This is a genomic window from Aeromonas sp. QDB39 (assembly GCF_027707585.1).
Taxonomy (GTDB): domain Bacteria; phylum Pseudomonadota; class Gammaproteobacteria; order Enterobacterales; family Aeromonadaceae; genus Aeromonas; species Aeromonas hydrophila.
Genome location: NZ_JAPCIV010000016.1, coordinates 16,021 through 35,848, shown reverse-complemented (window position 1 = coordinate 35,848; position 19,828 = coordinate 16,021). Strand labels below are relative to the sequence as shown.

At 61.2% G+C, this 19,828-nt stretch carries 14 protein-coding genes and 1 pseudogene; 11 read left to right on the top strand and 4 right to left on the bottom strand.

Going from position 1 to position 19,828, the window contains the following annotated elements:
* Positions 1-40: 40 nt before the first annotated feature.
* Together PG899_RS11220 and PG899_RS11215 are read right to left on the bottom strand one after the other, a co-directional pair.
* On the bottom strand, positions 41-1,240 hold the full coding sequence (locus PG899_RS11220) for a cytochrome c (RefSeq protein ID WP_270697368.1): 1,200 nt from the start codon (positions 1,238-1,240) through the stop codon (positions 41-43).
* Positions 1,237-3,162, bottom strand: coding sequence for an NAD(P)-binding protein (locus PG899_RS11215; protein WP_270697367.1), 1,926 nt, complete (start codon positions 3,160-3,162; stop codon positions 1,237-1,239). Before PG899_RS11215 ends, PG899_RS11220 begins: the two co-directional genes overlap by 4 nt.
* A gap of 609 nt (positions 3,163-3,771) precedes the next feature.
* On the opposite strand from PG899_RS11215, the gene cyoA reads away from it, so the two are divergent.
* The 7 genes and pseudogenes from cyoA to PG899_RS11180 all read left to right on the top strand — a co-directional run.
* Positions 3,772-4,842 (top strand): cytochrome o ubiquinol oxidase subunit II, encoded by a 1,071-nt coding sequence (gene cyoA / locus PG899_RS11210; protein WP_270697366.1) that lies wholly within the window; start codon positions 3,772-3,774, stop codon positions 4,840-4,842.
* Positions 4,842-6,818: a cytochrome o ubiquinol oxidase subunit I gene (cyoB, locus tag PG899_RS11205; protein ID WP_270697365.1), complete on the top strand. Its 1,977-nt coding sequence runs from the start codon at positions 4,842-4,844 to the stop codon at positions 6,816-6,818. Before cyoA ends, cyoB begins: the two co-directional genes overlap by 1 nt.
* Positions 6,819-6,822: 4 nt before the next feature.
* Entirely contained in the window at positions 6,823-7,434 is a 612-nt protein-coding gene (locus tag PG899_RS11200) for a cytochrome o ubiquinol oxidase subunit III (protein WP_016351429.1), read from the top strand.
* Positions 7,435-7,764, top strand: coding sequence for a cytochrome o ubiquinol oxidase subunit IV (locus PG899_RS11195; RefSeq protein ID WP_005302933.1), 330 nt, complete (start codon positions 7,435-7,437; stop codon positions 7,762-7,764). It begins immediately after the preceding gene.
* An 11-nt stretch (positions 7,765-7,775) separates the two neighbouring features.
* Positions 7,776-8,672 carry a heme o synthase gene (cyoE, locus tag PG899_RS11190; protein WP_005302932.1) on the top strand — a complete coding sequence of 299 codons (897 nt, stop codon included), beginning with the start codon at positions 7,776-7,778 and terminating at the stop codon, positions 8,670-8,672.
* Between the two features lie 189 nt (positions 8,673-8,861).
* On the top strand, positions 8,862-10,223 hold the full coding sequence (locus PG899_RS11185) for an MFS transporter (RefSeq protein ID WP_252410834.1): 1,362 nt from the start codon (positions 8,862-8,864) through the stop codon (positions 10,221-10,223).
* Positions 10,224-10,332: 109 nt separating this feature from the next.
* Positions 10,333-10,837: pseudogene (locus tag PG899_RS11180) on the top strand (IS1595 family transposase); the annotation flags it as partial.
* Positions 10,838-10,843: 6 nt separating this feature from the next.
* Here the strand turns inward: PG899_RS11180 and torS are convergent.
* Positions 10,844-13,657 (bottom strand): TMAO reductase system sensor histidine kinase/response regulator TorS, encoded by a 2,814-nt coding sequence (torS, locus tag PG899_RS11175; RefSeq protein ID WP_270697364.1) that lies wholly within the window; start codon positions 13,655-13,657, stop codon positions 10,844-10,846.
* Positions 13,658-13,727: 70 nt separating this feature from the next.
* Between torS and torT the strand changes: the two genes are divergently transcribed.
* Together torT and PG899_RS11165 are read left to right on the top strand one after the other, a co-directional pair.
* Entirely contained in the window at positions 13,728-14,774 is a 1,047-nt protein-coding gene (torT, locus tag PG899_RS11170) for a TMAO reductase system periplasmic protein TorT (RefSeq protein WP_024945047.1), read from the top strand.
* Between the two features lie 37 nt (positions 14,775-14,811).
* Positions 14,812-15,216 carry a GFA family protein gene (locus PG899_RS11165; protein ID WP_016351423.1) on the top strand — a complete coding sequence of 135 codons (405 nt, stop codon included), beginning with the start codon at positions 14,812-14,814 and terminating at the stop codon, positions 15,214-15,216.
* Positions 15,217-15,252: 36 nt separating this feature from the next.
* On the opposite strand, the gene torR is transcribed toward PG899_RS11165, so the two are convergent.
* Positions 15,253-15,966 (bottom strand): two-component system response regulator TorR, encoded by a 714-nt coding sequence (gene torR, locus PG899_RS11160; RefSeq protein WP_016351422.1) that lies wholly within the window; start codon positions 15,964-15,966, stop codon positions 15,253-15,255.
* A gap of 145 nt (positions 15,967-16,111) precedes the next feature.
* Here torR and torC point away from each other — a divergent pair, with 145 nt between their 5' ends.
* Both torC and torA read left to right on the top strand, forming a co-directional pair.
* Entirely contained in the window at positions 16,112-17,278 is a 1,167-nt protein-coding gene (gene torC / locus PG899_RS11155) for a pentaheme c-type cytochrome TorC (RefSeq protein WP_005343495.1), read from the top strand.
* A 27-nt stretch (positions 17,279-17,305) separates the two neighbouring features.
* A complete protein-coding gene (torA, locus tag PG899_RS11150) occupies positions 17,306-19,798 on the top strand; it encodes a trimethylamine-N-oxide reductase TorA (RefSeq protein ID WP_085735651.1) in 2,493 nt (830 codons plus the stop codon).
* Positions 19,799-19,828: the final 30 nt, after the last annotated feature.

The window sequence follows — 19,828 nt, the reverse complement described above, 5'->3', positions numbered from 1 at the left end:
GGCCTCCACTGGAGGCCCGTTTCGATATGGTCGGCGCGAGTTATTGGTGCAGGGCGCGCTGGGCCTTGACCGTCTCCGGCTTGATGGCGACCCCTTCATTGCCCCAGGAGGCACGCAGGGTGTTGACCAGCTCGGCGATCTGCTGATCGTTGAGGGTCCAGCCATAGCCCGGCATGTGGTAGCCGATGTTGCCCTGGGTGACCGGGGTCTCGGCGCCGTGCAGCAGCACGTTGAGCAGACTGCTCGGGTCCTCGGCCAGCACGGTCTGGTTGCCCACCAGGGAGGGGATGACGTGGTCATTGCCCTGGCCGTTGACCCCGTGGCAGGTGGAGCAGTACATGGCGTAGTCCGCCTTGCCGCCAGCGCTGGCGTAGGCCCGGTTGCCCTTGCTGGCCGCCGCATCGTCGTCGAGTTCGGTCAGGTAGGTGGCGATGCTGGCCAGATCGGCGTCGCTGAAATACTGGCTGCTGTGCGTGATCACTTCCGCCATGGGGCCGCTGACGGCCTGATGCTGGCTGCGGCCAGTTTTCAGCAGGTCGATCAGCGCCTGCTTGTCGTAGCGGGTGCCGCGAATGTTGGGGGCATACCAGCCATCCAGGGTGGCGCCGCTCAGATAGAGGGGATCCGCCTCGGTCAGGGCCTTTTCCTGCATGCCGAGCCCGCGCGGGGTGTGGCAGCTGCCGCAGTGACCCGCCCCCTGCACCAGATAGGCGCCGCGATTCCACGCCTCGCTCTTGCCGGCCACCGGGGTAAAGCGACTGTCATCGTGATAGACCCAGTTCCAGCCGTTGAGCGGCCAGCGCATGTTGAGCGGCCAGGGGATGTCGCTCTCCTTGTTGGCAACAGCCTGCGGCTGCACATCCTGCATCAGGTAGTGGTAGAGTGCGGTGAGATCTTCATCGCTCATCTTGGCGTAGGCGGTGTAGGGCATGGCCGGGTAGAGGGGATCGCCGCTGCGGGTGATCCCCTCGCGCATCACCTTGATGAACTTGGGCAGGCTGTAGTTGCCGATGCCGTGGGTCTTGTCGGGGGTGATGTTGGTGGCATAGACGGTGCCGATGGGGGTGGGGAAGCCCTTGCCGCCCGCCAGCGGCTTGCTTGCCTCGCTGGTATGGCAGGCGGCGCAGTCCCCCAGCTTGGCCACGTATTCGCCAGCCGACATGGCAGGCGCAGCCTGCAGGGTGAAGGCGGGCAGGGCCAGCAGCACGGCGCTGGCTGTCAGGGTCAGGGAACGGATCATTTGGCACCTCCCTTGTGCATGGCAACCAGCTCGTTGACGGCGCGCCAGGCCTGATCGATGGCGGAGTGGGCGTAGGGGCTCCAGTCCGAGTCGGAGTTGGCGATGGTGATGTTGCCGACCGGCTGGCGACCCAGCTCGATCCACTTGTCGCACTGCTCCTCGTCATCGAACAGGGTGTTGGTGATGTAGGAGTAGCCGTGGGACCAGCGGTTGACCGTGATGGCGAGGATATCCTGCTCATGGTTGAAACCGGCGCCGCCCAGCATCCCCTGCAACTGTTCGCGGATCATCTGCTCGTGCTGCTCGAACGGCATGCCGAGGATCATGGCGCGCCCCTTGCGGGACTGCTCGCGGGCCGACAGGCCGCTGCCCGGCAGGGTCGGCACGTAGACCATGTGCAGGCACATGGGTTGGTCCGGGTTCTTGGGATGCTCGTAGCCGCCGAGGTTGACCGGGTAGTCGAGCTTGACCCTGCTGTAGGGGGCGGCCGGGGAGTAGACCTCGTGCACCCCCAGCTTGACGAAGGATTGCCAGTTCTTGATCACCACCTTGGTGTAGACCAGCGGCGCCTTGACGTTCTGGCGCAGCGCCTCCTTCTGGGGCTCTGCCATCTCGGGCACCATGTAGGGGATCATCATGTTGTAGCCGGCCATGATGGACTGCTTGGCCCGCACCCGGTGCAGTTTCCCCTCCTTGATGTAAGTGACATCCACTCCCTGTTTGCCGTCTTTGAGCGGCACGTTTTTGGCCTGCAGCGCCGTGCTGCCAAGGCGCAGCTGCACCTTGTGCTCGGGCAGGTCGAGCTTGCTGTAGTCAAACTTGGCCAGCACCACGTCCTGCATGGTGTGGCCGGGGGCCACCTGCGGGATGAGCTTGCGCACCATCAAGCGGGTCAGGCCGGCGTTGCCGTCCGGGAAGTGGAAGATATAGGGGTCGTCCAGCTCCGCCTGCTCTTCGGCATCGAGCGGGGTCAGGTTCATGCCACCGAAACCGGGCAGGGCGCACAGGCGTGCGTCGGCGCAGGCGGTGGCGTCGATGCCGACCGCCTGGAAGTCGTTGGTGCGTTGCTGGAAGTAGGTGATGGCCCGCTCGCTCAGGCCCACCTTGTCGCGCAGGAAGGTGGTGTAGCTGTTGCCGGTCATCCAGAGGTCTTTTTCCGCCTGGGTCATGCCGTTCAGGTAGTCGGTCTTCTCCTCGTGCAGCGCCAGCAGGGCCGCCTTGTCGCTCTCATCGAGCGGGAAGTCGCCGATAAACTCTGCCAGCGGCCGGCCGTTCAGGCGATCGCGCGGGATGTCGTCGGCCACGTTGTGGCCAGGGTCGCCGCTCACCACCTTGTTGACGCCAAAGTGTTTCTCGTCGAAGTAGACGCCGCGGCTCAGGCCCAGATCCGGGTAGAAGGTCTGCTGGAAGCCTTTGGCCAGCTCGTCGATGTTGACCTCGAGCGCCTTGAGCAGCCCCAGTGCCACCGGGCTGTAGACAGAGCGCGGCGATTGCAGGGATTCGCTGCCGCCGTAACCCAGCCGCAGGCCGTCGGGGGTGGTGAACTCGTTGCGCTTGGCATGGCCGCCGAAGTCGTCGTGGTTGTCGAGCAGCAGGATCTTTTTGTCCGCGCCGAGCAGTTGCTGATAGAAGCAGGCGGCCGCCAGACCGCTGATGCCGGCGCCGACGATCACCAGATCGTATTCGCCCTCGAGGGGAATGTTGGCGAAGTCATACTGCTTGCCGTCGCGGGCGATGCTGTGGGCCGGTTCGAAGGATCCTGGGTGGTTGCCGCGCAGCCCGGTGAGGGCGGGCGGGTAGACAAGCGTTTTTTCAGCCAGCTCCGTGCCGCCTTCGGCCGCTTGCAGCAGCTTGATGGGGGCAACCCCGGCCGCAATGGTAATGGCGACGCCGTTGAGAAAGTCTCTGCGTGTGATGCTCATGGCAATCCCTGTGTATGAAGAGTCGAGTGAGAAATGGGATAAGGTTGAATTCGTGACTGGCGAGTAACGAAGGGGCGCAACCTACCGCCATATCCGGATGGAGTCCATGGGTTTGATAATAACTTATTAAACAAAATGATGGACCCTGTGATCGGCGAGACCTCATGAGATGCATGTGGCGTGCATGTTTGCGGGTAAAACCGCACCAACATCATGGAATTAATTGAAAATTAATTTGATTAATTATGGTTAATTTCGAGTCCCTTTATTGTTCGGTCCTGAGCGGCCAAATGTGCACGGATTTCAGCCCGGAATTTCGTCGACTAGCCACAAAGGGGTGTCATTTGTCCTTGTTAAGTAAATGGTTAAATCACGGAGTGTCTGTTTAATAAACAGATACAGGGTGAAATGGCACCAGCTGGCGATGAAAGGGGGTCGAGGTGGTTTTGATAATTTTCATGACGTCAAGGCATTAACATGCAACACACAGAAATCGCAATTCACACACAAGTGAAAGATTAATTTTTCATGTTGTTCACATCCCCCCCGGGTGAAATAGAATGCTGCGTTTTTCTTACAACTTTAGCCCTGCGAAGATGAGGACATTGCATGAGACCTTTTGATGTAAAGAGGGGCTTGGGCGCTTTGCTGTTGCTCGCGACTGCCGGCTTGCTGAGCGGCTGCGACATGGCTCTGATGAGCCCCAAGGGACAAGTTGGTCTGGAGCAGAAGTCACTGATACTGACCGCACTCGGCTTGATGCTGATCGTGGTGGTGCCGGTGATTGTGATGGCGGTGGCGTTCGCTTACAAATACCGAGCGTCCAACACCAAGGCCACCTATGCACCGGACTGGGCCCACTCCAACAAGATTGAAGCGGTCGTCTGGACCGTACCCGTCATTATTGTCGCCATCCTGGCGGTGATCACCTGGAAAACCTCCCATTCTCTGGATCCCTACAAACCGTTGGAATCCGAGGTGAAACCGATCCAGGTCGATGTCATCTCCCTTGACTGGAAATGGTTGTTTGTCTATCCGGAACTGGGCATCGCCTCGGTCAACGAGCTGGCATTCCCGGTCAACACCCCGGTCAATTTCCGGGTGACGTCTGACACCGTGATGAACTCCTTCTTCATTCCCCAGCTGGGCGGCCAGATCTACGCCATGGCGGGCATGCAGACCAAGCTGCACCTGATCGCCAACGAGGCAGGCCAGTACAAGGGTATCTCGGGCGGCTACAGCGGCGCCGGTTTCTCAGGCATGAAGTTCAACGCCATTGCGACCCAGGATCAAGCCGGTTTCGACGCCTGGGTTGCCAAGGTGAAGGCCTCCTCCAAGGCGCTCAACACCATGGATGAGTTCAATGCCCTGGCCAAGAAGAGCGAAAATCACCCGGTGGAGTATTTCGCCAGCGCCGATCCCAAGCTGTTCGTCAACATCATCAACAAGTTCATGGGCGACATGAAGCACGGCGAGCAAGCCGCCATGCAACACGGCGAAAAGCAGGCCGCGATGTCCCATGACGAGTCCATGAGCCACGAGGGGATGGAGCATGATGCCTCCATGAACCACGCAGGCATGGAGCAGGGCGATGCCATGCACCATGAGGCCCAGGACGAGCAGATGGACCACGCCGGCCACATGCCGGCAGACAAGACTGTGAAAGCGGGTACTAACTGATGTTTGGAAAATTAACACTCGACGCTATTCCGTACCATGAACCCATCATCATGGTCACGATAGCCGGTATCATTCTGGGGGGCCTGGCCGTCGCCGGGCTCATCACCTATTTCGGCAAGTGGCAATATCTGTGGAAAGAGTGGCTCACCTCGGTGGACCACAAGCGCCTCGGTATCATGTATCTCATCCTCGGCATGGTGATGCTGCTGCGCGGCTTTGCCGATGCGGTGATGATGCGTACCCAGCAGGTCATGGCCTCGGCTGGCGGCGAGGGCATACTGCCACCGCACCACTACGACCAGATCTTCACCGCCCACGGCGTCATCATGATCTTCTTCGTGGCCATGCCGCTGGTGATCGGTCTGATGAACATAGTAGTGCCGCTGCAGATCGGTGCCCGTGACGTCGCCTTCCCCTTCCTGAACAACCTGAGCTTCTGGTTCACCGCCGCGGCCGTGGTGCTGATCAACGTCTCCCTCGGGGTCGGTGAGTTCGCCCAGACCGGCTGGCTGGCCTATCCGCCCTTGTCGGGGTTGGAGTTCAGTCCGGGGGTCGGGGTCGATTACTGGATCTGGAGTCTGCAGATCTCGGGTCTGGGAACCCTGCTGACCGGCGTGAACTTCTTCGCCACCATCATCAAGATGCGCGCCCCTGGCATGACCATGATGCGCCTGCCGGTGTTCACCTGGACCGCCCTGTGCGCCAACGTGCTGATCATCGCCTCCTTCCCGATCCTGACCGTCACCATCGCCCTGCTCACCGCAGACCGTTATCTGGGTACCCATTTCTTTACCAATGACATGGGTGGCAACATGATGATGTACATCAACCTGATCTGGGCCTGGGGTCACCCCGAGGTGTACATCCTGGTACTGCCGGTATTCGGGATCTTCTCCGAAGTGGTGGCCACCTTCTGCAAGAAGAAGCTGTTCGGTTACACCTCACTGGTGTGGGCGACCATCGCCATTACCGTGCTATCCTTCATCGTCTGGCTGCACCACTTCTTTACCATGGGGTCGGGCGCCAACGTGAATGCCTTCTTCGGCATCACCACCATGATCATCTCCATCCCGACCGGGGTGAAGATCTTCAACTGGCTGTTCACCATGTACCGCGGTCGCATCGAGTTCACCTCGCCCATGCTGTGGACCGTCGGTTTCATCATCACCTTCACCGTGGGTGGCATGACCGGGGTATTGCTCTCCGTGCCGGCCGCCAACTTCGTGCTGCACAACAGCCTGTTCCTGATCGCCCACTTCCACAACGTCATCATCGGCGGCGTGGTGTTCGGTTGCTTCGCCGGTATCACCTACTGGTTCCCGAAAGCGTTCGGCTTCAAGCTGGATGACGTCTGGGGCAAGCGTGCCTTCTGGTGCTGGATCACCGGTTTCTTCGTCGCCTTCATGCCGCTCTACGTACTGGGCTTCATGGGCATGACCCGTCGCGTCAGCCAGAACATCGATCCCGAGTTCCACGGCTGGCTGGTGGTGGCTGCCTGCGGCGCCGGCCTCATCGCGCTGGGCGTACTGTGCCAGGTGATCCAGATCGTGGTCAGCATCCGCGACCGCGAGAAGAACCGCGATCTGACTGGCGATCCCTGGGGCGGTCGTACCCTGGAGTGGTCCACTTCCTCGCCGCCTCCCTTCTACAACTTCGCCATCGAGCCGAAGATCAAGGGACTGGATGCGTTCTGGGAAGCCAAGCAGGACGGTTCCGCTTATCAGCAGCCCAAGCACTATGACCCGATCCACATGCCGAAAAACTCCGGTGCCGGCGTCATCATCGCCGCCTTCAGCGTGGTGTTCGGCTTCGCCATGATCTGGCACATCTGGTGGATGGCCATCGCCGGCTTCGTCGGCATGATCGCCACCTGGATCATCCACAGCTTCAACGACGACGTGGACTACTACGTGCAGATTGACGAGATCGAGCGGATCGAGCGTCAGCATTTTGAAAATATCAACAAGGTGGCTTAATTCCATGGCGACTGACGTTCTACATCACACCCAGGGTGCCCATGAGGATGGGCACCACGATGCCGGTGCCAACAAGGTATTCGGCTTCTGGATCTACCTGATGAGTGACTGCATCCTGTTCGCGACCCTGTTCGCGACCTATGCGGTCCTGGTCAACGGCACTGCCGGCGGTCCGAGCGGCAAGGACATCTTCGAACTGCCGTTCGTGTTTGCCGAAACCATGCTGCTGCTGCTGAGCTCCATCACCTTCGGCTTCGGCATGCTGGCCATGAACAAGAACAAGGTAGCAGCGGTCAACACCTGGCTGTTCATCACCTTCCTGTTCGGCGCCGGCTTCATCGCGATGGAGATCTATGAATTCCATCACCTGATTGCCGAGGGCTATGGTCCGGATCGCAGTGGCTTCCTCTCTGCCTTCTTCACCCTGGTCGGCACCCACGGTATCCACGTGACCAGCGGTCTTGTCTGGATCATCGTGATGATGGTGCTGGTCGCCAAGAAGGGGCTGACCGATCGCAACCGTACCCGTCTGATGTGCCTGAGCCTGTTCTGGCACTTCCTGGACGTGGTGTGGATCTGCGTTTTCACCGTGGTCTATCTGATGGGGGTCATGTAAATGAGTCATTCCGTTGACAATCACGGCGCCAGCCACGGCAGCGCCAAGAGCTACCTGATCGGCTTCGTGCTGTCCCTGATCCTGACCGCGGTGCCGTTCTGGATGGTGATGGATGGCTCCGCCTCCCACACCACTGTGCTGGCCACCGTGGTCGGCATGGCGGTGGTGCAGATCTTCGTGCACCTGGTCTACTTCCTGCACATGAACACCTCGTCCGAGGAGCGCTGGAACCTGGTGGCACTGATCTTTACCGTGCTCATCATCGCCATCGTGGTCGTGGGTTCCCTGTGGATCATGTACAACCTCAACATCAACATGATGGTTCACTGAGCAGGTTGGCAATGATGATGAAGCAATACCTGCAAGTGACCAAGCCGGGCATCATCTTCGGTAACCTCATCTCGGTTATCGGAGGGTTCCTGCTGGCCTCCAAGGGGAGCCTGGATGTGCCCCTGTTCATTCTGACCATGGCTGGTGTATCACTGGTGGTCGCCTCCGGTTGCGTGTTCAACAACTACATCGACCGGGACATCGACTGCATCATGGAGCGCACCAAGAACCGTGCTCTGGTGAAGGGTCTGATCGCCCCCGGCGTATCGCTCTGGTACGCCACCGCGCTCGGCATTGCGGGCATTGCACTGCTCTACTTTGCGGCCAATCCGTTGGCCGCCTTGCTGGCGGTGCTGGGCTTCATTGTCTATGTGGGGGTCTACAGCCTCTACATGAAGCGTCACTCGGTCTACGGCACCCTGGTCGGCAGCCTTTCCGGTGCCGCGCCGCCGGTCATCGGCTACTGCGCGGTGAGCGGTCAGTTCGACTCTGGCGCCTTGATCCTGTTGGCGATCTTCAGCCTGTGGCAGATGCCGCACTCCTATGCGATCGCCATCTTCCGCTTCAAGGATTACCAGGCGGCCAACATCCCGGTACTGCCGGTGGTGAAGGGGATCCCGGTGGCCAAGCTCCACATCACCCTCTACATCCTGGCCTTCATGGTGCCGACCCTGATGCTGTTCCTCGGCGGTTACGCCGGTTACAAGTATCTGGTGGTGGCCACCGCAGTGAGCGTCTGGTGGCTGGGGATGGCGCTGTCTGGCTACAAGGCGGCGGTGGATGACTCCCTCTGGGCGCGCAAGCTGTTCATGTTCTCCATCGTCACCATCACTTGTCTCAGCGTGATGATGTCGGTGGACTTCCAGCCGGAGGCCGAGCCTGCGGTGCTGGTGAGCATGCTGCCCTAAGGTGCATACCTGTCATGCTCCGTGTTGTGATGCGACGCGGGAAAATCAATAGAATCCAGAGCCGGGAACCTTCCCGGCTCTGTTATTATGGGGCCGCCCCGTCGGGCACTTTTCCCCTCTGTCGGGTGTGGCATGGCGCGTGTCGGCCACCCCTTGAGTCTTCCTTTTCCCTGACCTATCGAGGCCATCATGAATGATTTCACCATGACGAGGGGCGAGCGCCGTGCCACCTGGGCGCTCGGCTCCGTCTTCTCGTTGCGCATGCTCGGCATGTTTATGGTGCTGCCGGTGCTGACCACCTACGGCATGTCTCTCGCGGGGGCCTCCGAGGCGCTCATCGGCCTGGCCATCGGCATCTACGGCATGACCCAGGCGCTGTTCCAGATCCCGTTCGGCCTGCTCTCCGACAAGGTGGGCCGCAAGCCCCTCATCGTCGGCGGACTGCTGATGTTTGCCCTCGGCAGCGTGATCGCGGCGCTGACCCACTCCATCTGGGGCGTGATCCTCGGCCGCGCCCTGCAGGGCAGCGGCGCCATCTCGGCTGCCGTGATGGCGCTCTTGTCGGATCTCACCCGCGAGCAGAACCGCACCAAGGCGATGGCCTTCATCGGGGTGAGCTTTGGCATCACCTTCGCCATCGCCATGGTGACCGGCCCCCTCATCACCCATGCGCTTGGGCTCTCCGGCCTGTTCTGGCTGATCGCGCTGCTGGCACTTGGGGGTATCGCTGTTACCCTCTGGCTGGTGCCGACCCCGAGCGGCCATTTGCTCAATCGCGAGTCCGGCATGGTGAAGGGGGGGATGCGCACCGTGCTGACCAACCCGCGCCTGCTCAAGCTCAACTTCGGCATCCTCTGCGTGCACACCCTGCTGATGTCGAGCTTCGTGGCGCTGCCACCGCTGCTGGAGCGCGCGGGCTTGCCCCGCGACAGTCAGTGGCAGGCCTATCTGGTCACCATGCTGATCGCCTTCGTCAGCGTGGTGCCGTTCATCATCTATGCCGAGAAGCGCAGAAAGATGAAGCGGGTGTTCCAGATCTGCGTGCTAGTGATGCTCGTTGCCGAGCTGGTGCTCTGGCAAAGTGGCCTGCAGCTGTGGGGCCTGCTCGCCGGCCTGCAGATCTTCTTCATCGGTTTCAACGTGATGGAGGCGCTGCTGCCCTCTCTTATCAGCAAGGAGTCGCCCCCCGGCTACAAGGGCACCGCCATGGGGATCTACTCCACCAGCCAGTTCATCGGGGTGGCCATCGGCGGCAGCCTCGGCGGCCTGCTCTACAGCCTGGGTGGCGGCCCCCTGGTGTTTGGCGGCTGCGCCGTGCTGGCGCTGGTCTGGCTCGGGGTGAGCCTGACCATGGCCGAGCCCCCCTATGTGAGCAGCCTGCGCATCGTGTTGCCGGAAGGGGTGGAGGCCGACACGGCGCTCGAGCAGAAGATCCGCGCCTGCGAGGGGGTGAGCGACGTGCTGCTGGCCGCTTCCGAGCGCTCCGTCTATGTGAAGGTGGACAGCAAGCGCCTGAGCCGGCGCGATCTGGAGTCGTTGGTCGCCGCCTGAGGACGCCTGCCAGCATGAAAAAGCCCGCCAATCCTGAAGTGAACCCTTAGTGTTGTGTAGTAATGCACTGCTGGCGTTGTGAATCGCCCCGGCCTCTCTAGACACTTTTGAGTCGTTCAAAGGACAGCCGGATTACCCCGCCCGGCCCGCCATCGTGGAGACAAAGGCCGTACCCGGGGGACAGGGCCGGATTACATCCCAGTCATGGTGGTGCAAGACCGAGTAGGCCACCTGGCTGACTTCCAGTTGGAACGGCTGAATGCCAGGGCAAGTGAAGGCGGTGCTTCAGCCGCTTATCGCCCCGTATGCCGTCCTGTGCAGCGATGGTGCCGGGGGTGTATGCGAGTTTCAGCGAGGGACTGGGGATAACACACCAAGTGGTGCGCAATCGTGCAGGAGAGCGGGTGGTGGGTGCATATCACATCCAACATGTGAACGGGTACCACAGGCGATTGAAGGAGTGGATGGAGCGGTTCCATGGGGTAGCGACCCACTATCTGAGGAATTATCTGGGTTGGCGCAGGATGTTGGAGCGCTATGGGCGGGAAGTGAATATCTCACGTTGCTTGCATGAGGCGCTGGGGCACCCCATGCAACACGTAATTGGGACATAGCCTAATTTATGGGGCTTCATGATTTGCTTCGAGCCAACATTCTAAGTTTCTGACGGCTACTTTAAATGTTGTTTCCAGTTCGACAGGATTTCCAATAGCTGATTCTAAGTCTGAGCAATGTTTCGCAAACATATCAAGACCAAGGCTTAAGGCGCTTCCTTTAAGTTTGTGTATCAGTGATGCCCGTTCTTTAGGCTCGCTTGCTATAATTTCAGCAATAATAATCGTACCTTGTGTTTCAAATAACTCGATGAGTTCCCTTATTTTCACCATACCGAGCAGAGGCAAGTCGGTATCCAACACTGGATTGATGTTCCAGTGCCTCATAGGATTGGTCTCGACCGGCGCCATTTTGGCCTGTGGTAAACTCTTATCCTGAAACTGACGAACAATGGCTGTTGCCAATGCGGCCAGCCGCACCGGCTTGCCGACAAAATCGACAAACCCGGCTGCAAGGCAGCGGCGGATATCCTCCGGATACATCTGGGCCGAGATGGCGATTGCAGGCAACGGGCGCTCATGCATCTCTTCACTGATGGCAGCCAGATCCTCGCGCAGGGTCATCCCGTCCATATCGGGCAGGTTGATATCGAGCAGCGCCAGCTCGAAGGGGCGCTCGGTCACCAGCGCCAGCGCGCTGCGACCATCCTCCGCCAGGGTGACGCGATGGCCGAGGCGGGTCAGCATGCCGTGCGCCACCAACCGGTTGATCTCGTTATCCTCCACCAGCAGGATGTCGCGGGACTGACCAAGGTGCAGCGGTTGCGCCTCGGCAGGCAGCTGGGCGCTCGAGCGTTGCAAGGGTAGGCTGAAGCTGAATTCACTCCCCTTGTCCGGTTCGCTAGCTAGGATAAGCTCGCCCCCCATGGCGGCCACCAGCTTGCGGCTGATCGCCAGTCCCAGCCCGGTGCCGCCCTGATGGCCCATATCGCGCTTGCGCTGGTGAAACGCCTCGAACACCGCCTCCTGTTCATCGGCCGGAATGCCGGGGCCGGTATCGCGCACCACGAAGCGGATGCAGGGCTCGGCGCAAGGGCCTTGGCAGACAAGCGGCGCTACCATCAGGGTAATCTGGCCACGGGCGGTAAACTTGACTGCATTGCCGAGTAAGTTACCGAGCACCTGCCGCAGCTTGCCCAGATCCCCCTCGACCACAGGCGCCAGCTCGGGTGCATATTCCAGCGCCAGGGTGACCCCCTTGGCCGCTGCCTTTGGCCGAAACAACGCGCTGAGCTCATTCACCAGCTGGAACAGGGGGAAGGGTTCACGGCGTGCCTCCACATGGCCTGCCTCGATCTTGGAGTAGTCGAGAATGTCGTTGAGGATCTCCAGCAGGGATTCGCCGCTATGCTCGATGGCGGCCAGATAGCGCTGCTGGGGCTCGCTGAGGTGGGTATCTTCCAGCAGCGTCAGACCGCCCAGAATGCCGTTCATGGGGGTGCGGATCTCGTGGCTCATGGTGGCGAGAAACACCGACTTGGCCCGGTTGGCCTGCTCGGCCTCGGCGCGGGCCTGCCGCTGCTTCTCCACCTCCTCATTGAGCCGCTCGTTGGCGTGGCTGAGCTGGCCTGTGCGCTCCTCGACCCACGACTCCAGCTCTCGCTGATAGCGGCCCAGTTCCACCGCATTGTCACGAAACACCTGCAGGGCCCGTCCCAGCTCCGCCAGCTCATCACGCCCGGTGCTGGCGATCGGCTCAAGGGGAGCCAGATCTCCGCGCGCCAACCGGCTCATCCCCGCCACCGCCCGTTGCAGCGGCCAGACGATCCGGCCATAGACCATGCGCCACATCAACAGCATCAGCAGTACCAGCGTAAACAGGCCAATGCCCATCAGCGCCTGCTCCAGCAGCCTGAGGCGCTGACTTAACGCCTGCTGGCTCTGCCCCAGCGAATCGCGGGCACGGCTGACCAGCTCACCGACCTGCTGGTTGAGGCTGCTCATCAGGGCTTCATTGGCATTGGCCAGCACCTGCAGCGCCTCCCCCTTGCCGAGCCAGTCACTGCGCAGTTGCACCAGCTTGTCGCTCTGCGCCAGCACGGTCAGCGCCTGTTCCACCGCCTGCCGGCGAGCCGGATCGGTCACCGCTCCGGCCCGCAGTTGCAAGATGGCCAACTCCCGCAGCCCCTCTTGCAATAGCGTTTGCAATTGTTCTTGTCGATCGCTGCGCCACATCTCTTCGATGCGCTGTTGCTGCATCAGGGTGCGATGACGCAGCTCGGTCATCTGCTCCTGCCAGTCGAGATCCTGCTCCAGCAGGCGGTCCAGCGTCCGGGCCGCCTGCACGCCTTGCTGTTGGTAGAGGGAACCCAATCCCGCCACCATCACGGTTTCGGCGTTCTCCATCTGGCTGCGTGCCAGCTCGGCAATCTGTCCGGCCGCCGCCACCAGACGGGCCCGCTGCGCCTCCCCCTGCGTCATCAGGGTCAGGCGCTCTCCCACCAGCCAGCCCTGCTGACCCAGATTGCCGATGATGCTCTGACTGAGCTGATCGAGGCTTGTTGAACCCTGCCCACGGCCAAGTTGTGCCAGTACCTGTTGTAGCTGTTGTCCCTGCAGGGTGAGCAAGCGCCCCTGATGCTCCCGCTCCTGCTCGCTGGTCGCGGTGGCCAGCAGCCGCGACGCGCTCTGGACCTCGCTGCTGAGACGAGAGAGCGTGCGCGCCAGCTCCTGGTCGGCCAGAGTCTGCTGCACCCCTTGCTCCAGCTGGCGCAGATGGCTAAGCCCCACCCAACCCAGCAGGGAGGCACTCAGTGTGAGTAATGCCATCAGGGAGAAGGCCAGCAGCAACTTGCCACCCAGGCCGGAAAAGATTCTCACGGTAAGTCCCTTGGTTGTGGTCGGCTTTGACCGGATAATATGGCCCAACACTTTAACAAAACCTCTGACCATGCGAAGCGTCTATCTCTCCCCGTTGTTGCTGATCTGGTTGCTAATGCTTCCCCGAGCCACTCTCGCCTTTGCGGTGGATCTCTGGCCCAGCGGTGAATTCAGCGGCCAACCGGTACGCCAGCAGTGGCCGGAACCCGCCGCCGCAACCAAACCACTGACCCTCTGTGCCCTCTACCCCCATCTGCGCGACGCCTACTGGCTCTCGGTCAATCAGGGCATGGTGGACGAGGCGAAGCGGCTGGGAGTCAAGTTGCAGATCCATGAAGCGGGGGGCTATGGCGCCCTCGCCGAGCAGCGCCAGCAGTTGCAGCGCTGCGTGCAGGAAGGGAGCGACGCCATCTTGCTCGGCGCGGTGAGCTATCAGGGCTTGCGCGAGGCAATCAAGGTCACGCCGCTGCCGGTCTTTGGGTTGGTCAACGATCTACCCAGCGGTCTGGTGCAGGCGAAGGTGGGGGTCTCCTGGTACCAGATGGGGTGGCAGATTGGCCACTGGCTGGCGCAGCGCCACCCCGCAGGCAGCAAACCGGTCTCGGTCGCCCTCTTCCCCGGCCCGCAAGCGAGCGGCGGCAACAACTTCGTCGAGCCGGGCTTTGCCGATGCCATCAAGGGGAGCGCCATCAAGCTGGTCACCACCGAGCGCGGCGACAACAGCCGGGAAATCCAGCGTACCCTGGTGCAGAAGATGCTGGCCCGCTATTCCGACCTCGACTATCTGGTGGGGGGCGCCATCGCCGCCGAAGTGGCGGTCAACGAGCTGGCACAGCGCCATCTCGACAGGCCCCAGGTGCTGAGCACTTACTTCAGCCACGGCGTACAGCGGGGCTTGCGCCGGGGCAAAATCCTGGCCGCCAACAGCGATCAGATGCGGCTGCAGGGGCGCCTTGCAGTGGCTCAGGCGGCCTGCCTGCTGCAACACCCTGATGCCAGTGCCGAGCAGTGCCCGCGGGTGATGGGGCCACCCATTCTGACGCTGTCTGCACCACTGGCTGATCCCGCCGATTCCCTCTCGGATGGCGCTTTTCGTCCCGTTTATCGGGTCGAATAGCCGTCCAAAATCCGATTAGCACACTCAAGGAGAAGAGATGAAAGAGTTACATGCCAGCTGCCTGTGCGGCGCCGTCGCCCTGACCCTGCCGGATCAGTTCGACTATATGGGGAACTGCCACTGCAGCGAATGCCGCAAGTTTTCAGGGGGTGATTACGCCTCGGTCGGCGGACTGGATGGCAACAAGGTCACCATAGTGAAGGGGGAAGAGGCCATCGGCCGCTACCGGAAATCGGCAGAGACCACCCTGGCCTTCTGTCGTCACTGCGGCTCCAGCCTGTTCAGCCAGAAGAGCAGCAGCGGCAAGATCAACCTGCGCCTCGGGGTGCTGGACGATGTGCCGAGCCAGCGGCCCGCGTTTCACATCTTTGTCGGCTCCAAGGCCCCCTGGCACCAGATTGGCGACGACTGCCCGCAATTTGAAACTCGCCCGCCGGTCTGATACCCGGCCAAACAGGCCAAGGCCACCGCAACGGGGTCAGGAGGCTATCTCGCCGGCAAACAGATAGCCTTCACCGTGGATGGTGACAAACAGCTGGGGATCTCGCGGATCTACTTCCATCTTGCCGCGCAGCCGCCGGATCAACACGTCTATGGTACGATCGCTCGGGCCATCGCCACGATGGCTGATGAGAGTCAGGATCCGCTCCCGACTGAGCACCCGCCCGGCATGGGCGACAAAGGCCACCAGCACTTCATATTCAGCCTTGGTCAGACGCACCGGCACCCCATCCTTGCTGAGCTGGCGGCGGGGAATGTCAAAACGCCAGGGGCCGAAGCGCACCGCATCGTCAACGACCGCAGGCTCGCTCGGCGCGGCGGCCGACAGCGAGATCCGCCACAGCAGATTCTTGACCCGCACCAGCAGTTCCCTGAGCTCGAACGGCTTGGTGACATAGTCGTCGGCCCCCATCTCGAGGCCGACAATCCGGTCCACCGCATCACTGCGGCCGGTGACCAGAATGATCCCCACCGTGCTGCGCGCCCGCAGTTCACGGGTTAGCAGCAGACCATCTTCCCCCGGCAGATTGATATCCAGCATCACCAGATCGACCGTCTGTTCCGCCAGCACGGCGCGCATCTCCTGGCCGTTTTCGACCGCAGTCACCCGATAACCCTCCCGCTCGAAATAGCCGGTCAGCTTCTCGCGGGTCACCGCATCATCTTCAACAACCAGAATGTGGTAGCTCATGGGCAGGGTTCACGAAGGTCGACAAGGGAGGATTATTCTATTCACATTTTGTCATAAATACCCCTATTTCATTAATTTGTGGCGGTAACCCTGTTCACAACACCTCCCTATCATGGCTCCCATCAAAAAAGTGATGTGAGAGAGCATGATGAAAAAACTGTGGCACTTCCTGCGCACCCCCAGCCGTCGCTGGTCGGTACTGGCGCTACTTCTGGTGGGCGTCGGCGTCACCCTCGCGGGTACCGTCGGCCTGCACTATGGTTTTGAGAAAACCAGCAGCCTCGAATTCTGTATCTCCTGCCACTCCATGAAAGACACCGTCTATCCGGAGTACAAGGAGTCCATCCACTTCAAGAATGCCTCCGGGGTACAGGCGGTCTGTACCGACTGTCACCAGCCGAAGGACTTTGTCGGCAAGGTGGCCCGCAAGATGGAGGCAGCCAACGACCTCTATCAGGAGTACATAGGCCACAGCATCGACACCCAGGAGAAGTTCGAGGACCGGCGCCTGCATCTGGCCGAGAAGGTGTGGGCTCGGATGAGCAGCCAGAACTCCAAGACCTGCAAGTCCTGCCACAGCTACGACAACATGGATCACGCCAAGCAGTCCCCGGCAGCAGCGCTGGCGATGAAAGATGCGGCGGCGAAGAACATGAACTGCATCGAGTGCCACAAGGGGATCGCCCACGAACTGCCCAACATGGCGGGCGGCTTCCGGGCCACTTACGCCACCTTGGTCAACGACGCGCAAGAGGCGCCAGCCGCCGAGACCCTCTACAACTTGGGTGAAAAAGATCTCTATGCCAGCGAACAGAGCACCGACCCGGTCGGCAAACTGCTGCCAGCCTCCCGCATCGACGTCGTAGACCGCAGCGGCGATCGCCTCAAGGTGACCATCGAAGGGTGGCGCGAGAGCGACGGCAAGGGCCGGGTGCTGAGCGAATACATGGGCAAGCGGGTCTTCGTCGCCACCATCCGTGACGAACTGAAAGCGAGCGAGAAAGTGCTCAAGCAGGAGACCGACAGCGCCACCCATATCAAGTGGGAACAGGTTCAGGTGCAGGCTTGGGTCGATGGCAAGGGCTTTGAATCCTCGCTCAAACCGATCTGGGATTACGCCGGCGAGATGTACAAATCCACCTGCAACTCCTGCCACGGCGCACCGGATCCCGCTCACTTCACTGCCAACGGCTGGATCTCGGGACTCAAGGCGATGTCTGCCTACTATCGCCTGAGCAAGGAAGAGGAGCGCACCCTGCTCAAATACCTGCAAAACCATGCCGCCGATACCGGTGGTCAGGGCAGCCACTAAGTCCGGATTCGAAAGAGGAATAACAAGATGATCAATATTTCCCGTCGTGGTTTTCTGGGCGGCTTGCTGGCCAGCGGCGCCTCTGCCCTGATCGGCCCCTCCCTGCTCGGTCGCGCCGTGATGGCCGCCGAGTCCGGCGACAAGCTGGTGCAGTCCGGTTCCCACTGGGGTGCCTTCCGCGCCCGGGTGGTCGATGGCCGCTGGGTCGAGACCCTGCCATTCGAGCATGACAAGCACCCCACCGAGATGCTCAAGGCCTTGAGTGAAGTGGTCTACAACCCCTCCCGCATCCGCTACCCCATGGTGCGACTGGACTGGTTGCGTAAGGGCCACCAGTCCGACACCAGCGAACGCGGCCAGAACCGCTTTGTGCGGGTCACCTGGTCACAGGCGCTCGATTTTTTCTATCACGAGCTGGAGCGGGTGCAGAAAATCTATGGCCCGAGCGCCCTCTACGCCGGTCACTCCGGCTGGCAGTCGGTGGGCAAACTGCACTCCGCTGGCGCCATGCTGGGACGCGCTATGAACCTGCATGGCACCTATCTGGCCAAGGCCGGTGACTACTCCACCGGCGCCGCTCAGGTGATCCTGCCCCACGTGGCGGGCGCCATGGAGGTGTACGAGCAGCAGACCTCCTGGCCGCTGGTGCTGGAGCACAGCAAGACCATCGTCATCTGGGGCTCCGACCCCGTCAAAAACCTGCAGGTGGGCTGGCTGGTGCCGGATCACAGCGTCTACGACTACTGGGCGCAGCTGAAAGAGAAGGTGGCCAAAGGCGAGATCCGGGTCATCAGCATCGATCCGGTCAAATCAAAGACCCAGAAGTACCTCAATTGCGATCAGGTGACCCTGAATCCGCAGACCGATGTGCCGCTGATGCTGGGCATCGCCCACACCCTCTACAGCGAGAAGCGTCACGACGAGAAGTTCCTGAAAGACTACACCACCGGCTTTGACAAGTTCTTGCCCTACCTGCTGGGCACCAGCGATGGTCAGGTGAAGGATGCCGAGTGGGCCGCCGCCATCTGTGGCGTCCCTGCCGAGACCATTCGCGAGCTGGCCCGCACCATGAGCAGCGGCCGTACCCAGCTTATCGGCGGCTGGTGCGTGCAGCGCATGCACCACGGCGAGCAGTACGCCTGGATGCTGGTGGTTCTGGCCTCGATGATTGGCCAGATCGGTCTGCCAGGCGGTGGTTACGGCTTTGGCTGGCACTACAACGGGGCAGGTACCATCACCTCCAGCGGCCCCATCATGTCCGGTTTCAGCTCGGTCATTCCCGGGGTCAAGCCGCGCCATGACGGCGACTGGAAGGGCTACTCCAAATTCATTCCGGTGGCCCGTTTCATCGACTGCATCCTCAATCCGGGCAAGCAGATCGCCTTCAACGGCCAGACCATCACCTACCCCCACATGAAGATGGCGGTGTTCTGCGGCAACAACCCGTTCCACCACCAGCAGGATCGCAACAAGATGGTCGCCGCCTGGCGCAAGCTGGAAACCGTGGTCAGCATCGATCACCAGTGGACTGCCAGCTGCCGCTTCGCCGACATCGTGCTGCCCGCCACCACCACCTATGAGCGCGATGACATCGAGCAGTGGGGCTCCCACTCCAACGCGGGCATTCTGGCCATGTACAAGGTAGTGGAGCCGCTGTTCGAGGCGCGCGATGACTACGACATCTTTGCCGATCTCTGCCGTCGCTTCGGTCGCGAGGCCGAGTTCACCGGTGGCAAGAGCAAGCTGGAGTGGATCCAGAGCATCTATGACGACGCCCGCCTGCAGGGCCGCGGCATCGGCATTCGTCTGCCCCGTTTCAGCCAGTTCTGGCACGGGGAAGGCTTCGTCACCTTCCCGGCGGGCCAACCCTGGGTACGCCACGAGTCGTTCCGTCAGGAGCCGGATCTAGAACCGCTCGGCACCCCGTCCGGCCTTATCGAGATCTACTCCAAGACCATCGCTGACTACGGCTATGGGGATTGTCCGGGTCACCCGGTCTGGATCGAGCCCTACGAGCGCTCTCACGGCGGGCCGGGCAGCAAACAGTATCCGCTGCACCTGCAATCCTGCCACCCGGACAAGCGGCTGCACAGCCAGCTCTGCTCCTCCGACAACTACCGCGCCACCTACACGGTACAGGGTCGCGAGCCAGTCTATATGAATCCACAGGATGCCAAATCCCGTGGCCTCAAGGACGGCGATCTGGTGCGGGTATTCAACGGCCGCGGTCAGGTATTGGCTGGTCTGGTGGTAAGCGATGATTACGCCCCCGGCGTGGTACGCATTCAGGAAGGTGCCTGGTATGGTCCGCAAGAAGGCGGCAAAGTAGGTACGCTCTGTACCTACGGCGATCCCAACGTGCTGACTGCCGACATCGGCTCCTCCAGCCTGGCGCAGGCCACCACGGCCCATACCGCGCTGGTGGAGATCGAGAAGTTCCGCGGACAGGCTCCCGCCGTCACTGCCTTCGGCGCGCCGGAATCTGCCAAGGGCATCGACCCCATGTTCCCGGCACTCTGACCCCAAAGGGACGAAAGCGCCCCCTTGAGT

Excerpts from the sequence above, each read along its gene's own strand:
- PG899_RS11220 (WP_270697368.1), bottom strand. The coding sequence starts at position 1,240 with ATGATCCGTTCCCTGACCCTGACAGCCAGCGCCGTGCTGCTGGCCCTG.
- PG899_RS11215 (WP_270697367.1), bottom strand. The coding sequence starts at position 3,162 with ATGAGCATCACACGCAGAGACTTTCTCAACGGCGTCGCCATTACCATT.
- cyoA (WP_270697366.1), top strand. The coding sequence starts at position 3,772 with ATGAGACCTTTTGATGTAAAGAGGGGCTTGGGCGCTTTGCTGTTGCTC.
- cyoB (WP_270697365.1), top strand. The coding sequence starts at position 4,842 with ATGTTTGGAAAATTAACACTCGACGCTATTCCGTACCATGAACCCATC.
- PG899_RS11200 (WP_016351429.1), top strand. The coding sequence starts at position 6,823 with ATGGCGACTGACGTTCTACATCACACCCAGGGTGCCCATGAGGATGGG.
- PG899_RS11195 (WP_005302933.1), top strand. The coding sequence starts at position 7,435 with ATGAGTCATTCCGTTGACAATCACGGCGCCAGCCACGGCAGCGCCAAG.
- cyoE (WP_005302932.1), top strand. The coding sequence starts at position 7,776 with ATGATGATGAAGCAATACCTGCAAGTGACCAAGCCGGGCATCATCTTC.
- PG899_RS11185 (WP_252410834.1), top strand. The coding sequence starts at position 8,862 with ATGAATGATTTCACCATGACGAGGGGCGAGCGCCGTGCCACCTGGGCG.
- torT (WP_024945047.1), top strand. The coding sequence starts at position 13,728 with ATGCGAAGCGTCTATCTCTCCCCGTTGTTGCTGATCTGGTTGCTAATG.
- PG899_RS11165 (WP_016351423.1), top strand. The coding sequence starts at position 14,812 with ATGAAAGAGTTACATGCCAGCTGCCTGTGCGGCGCCGTCGCCCTGACC.
- torR (WP_016351422.1), bottom strand. The coding sequence starts at position 15,966 with ATGAGCTACCACATTCTGGTTGTTGAAGATGATGCGGTGACCCGCGAG.
- torC (WP_005343495.1), top strand. The coding sequence starts at position 16,112 with ATGATGAAAAAACTGTGGCACTTCCTGCGCACCCCCAGCCGTCGCTGG.
- torA (WP_085735651.1), top strand. The coding sequence starts at position 17,306 with ATGATCAATATTTCCCGTCGTGGTTTTCTGGGCGGCTTGCTGGCCAGC.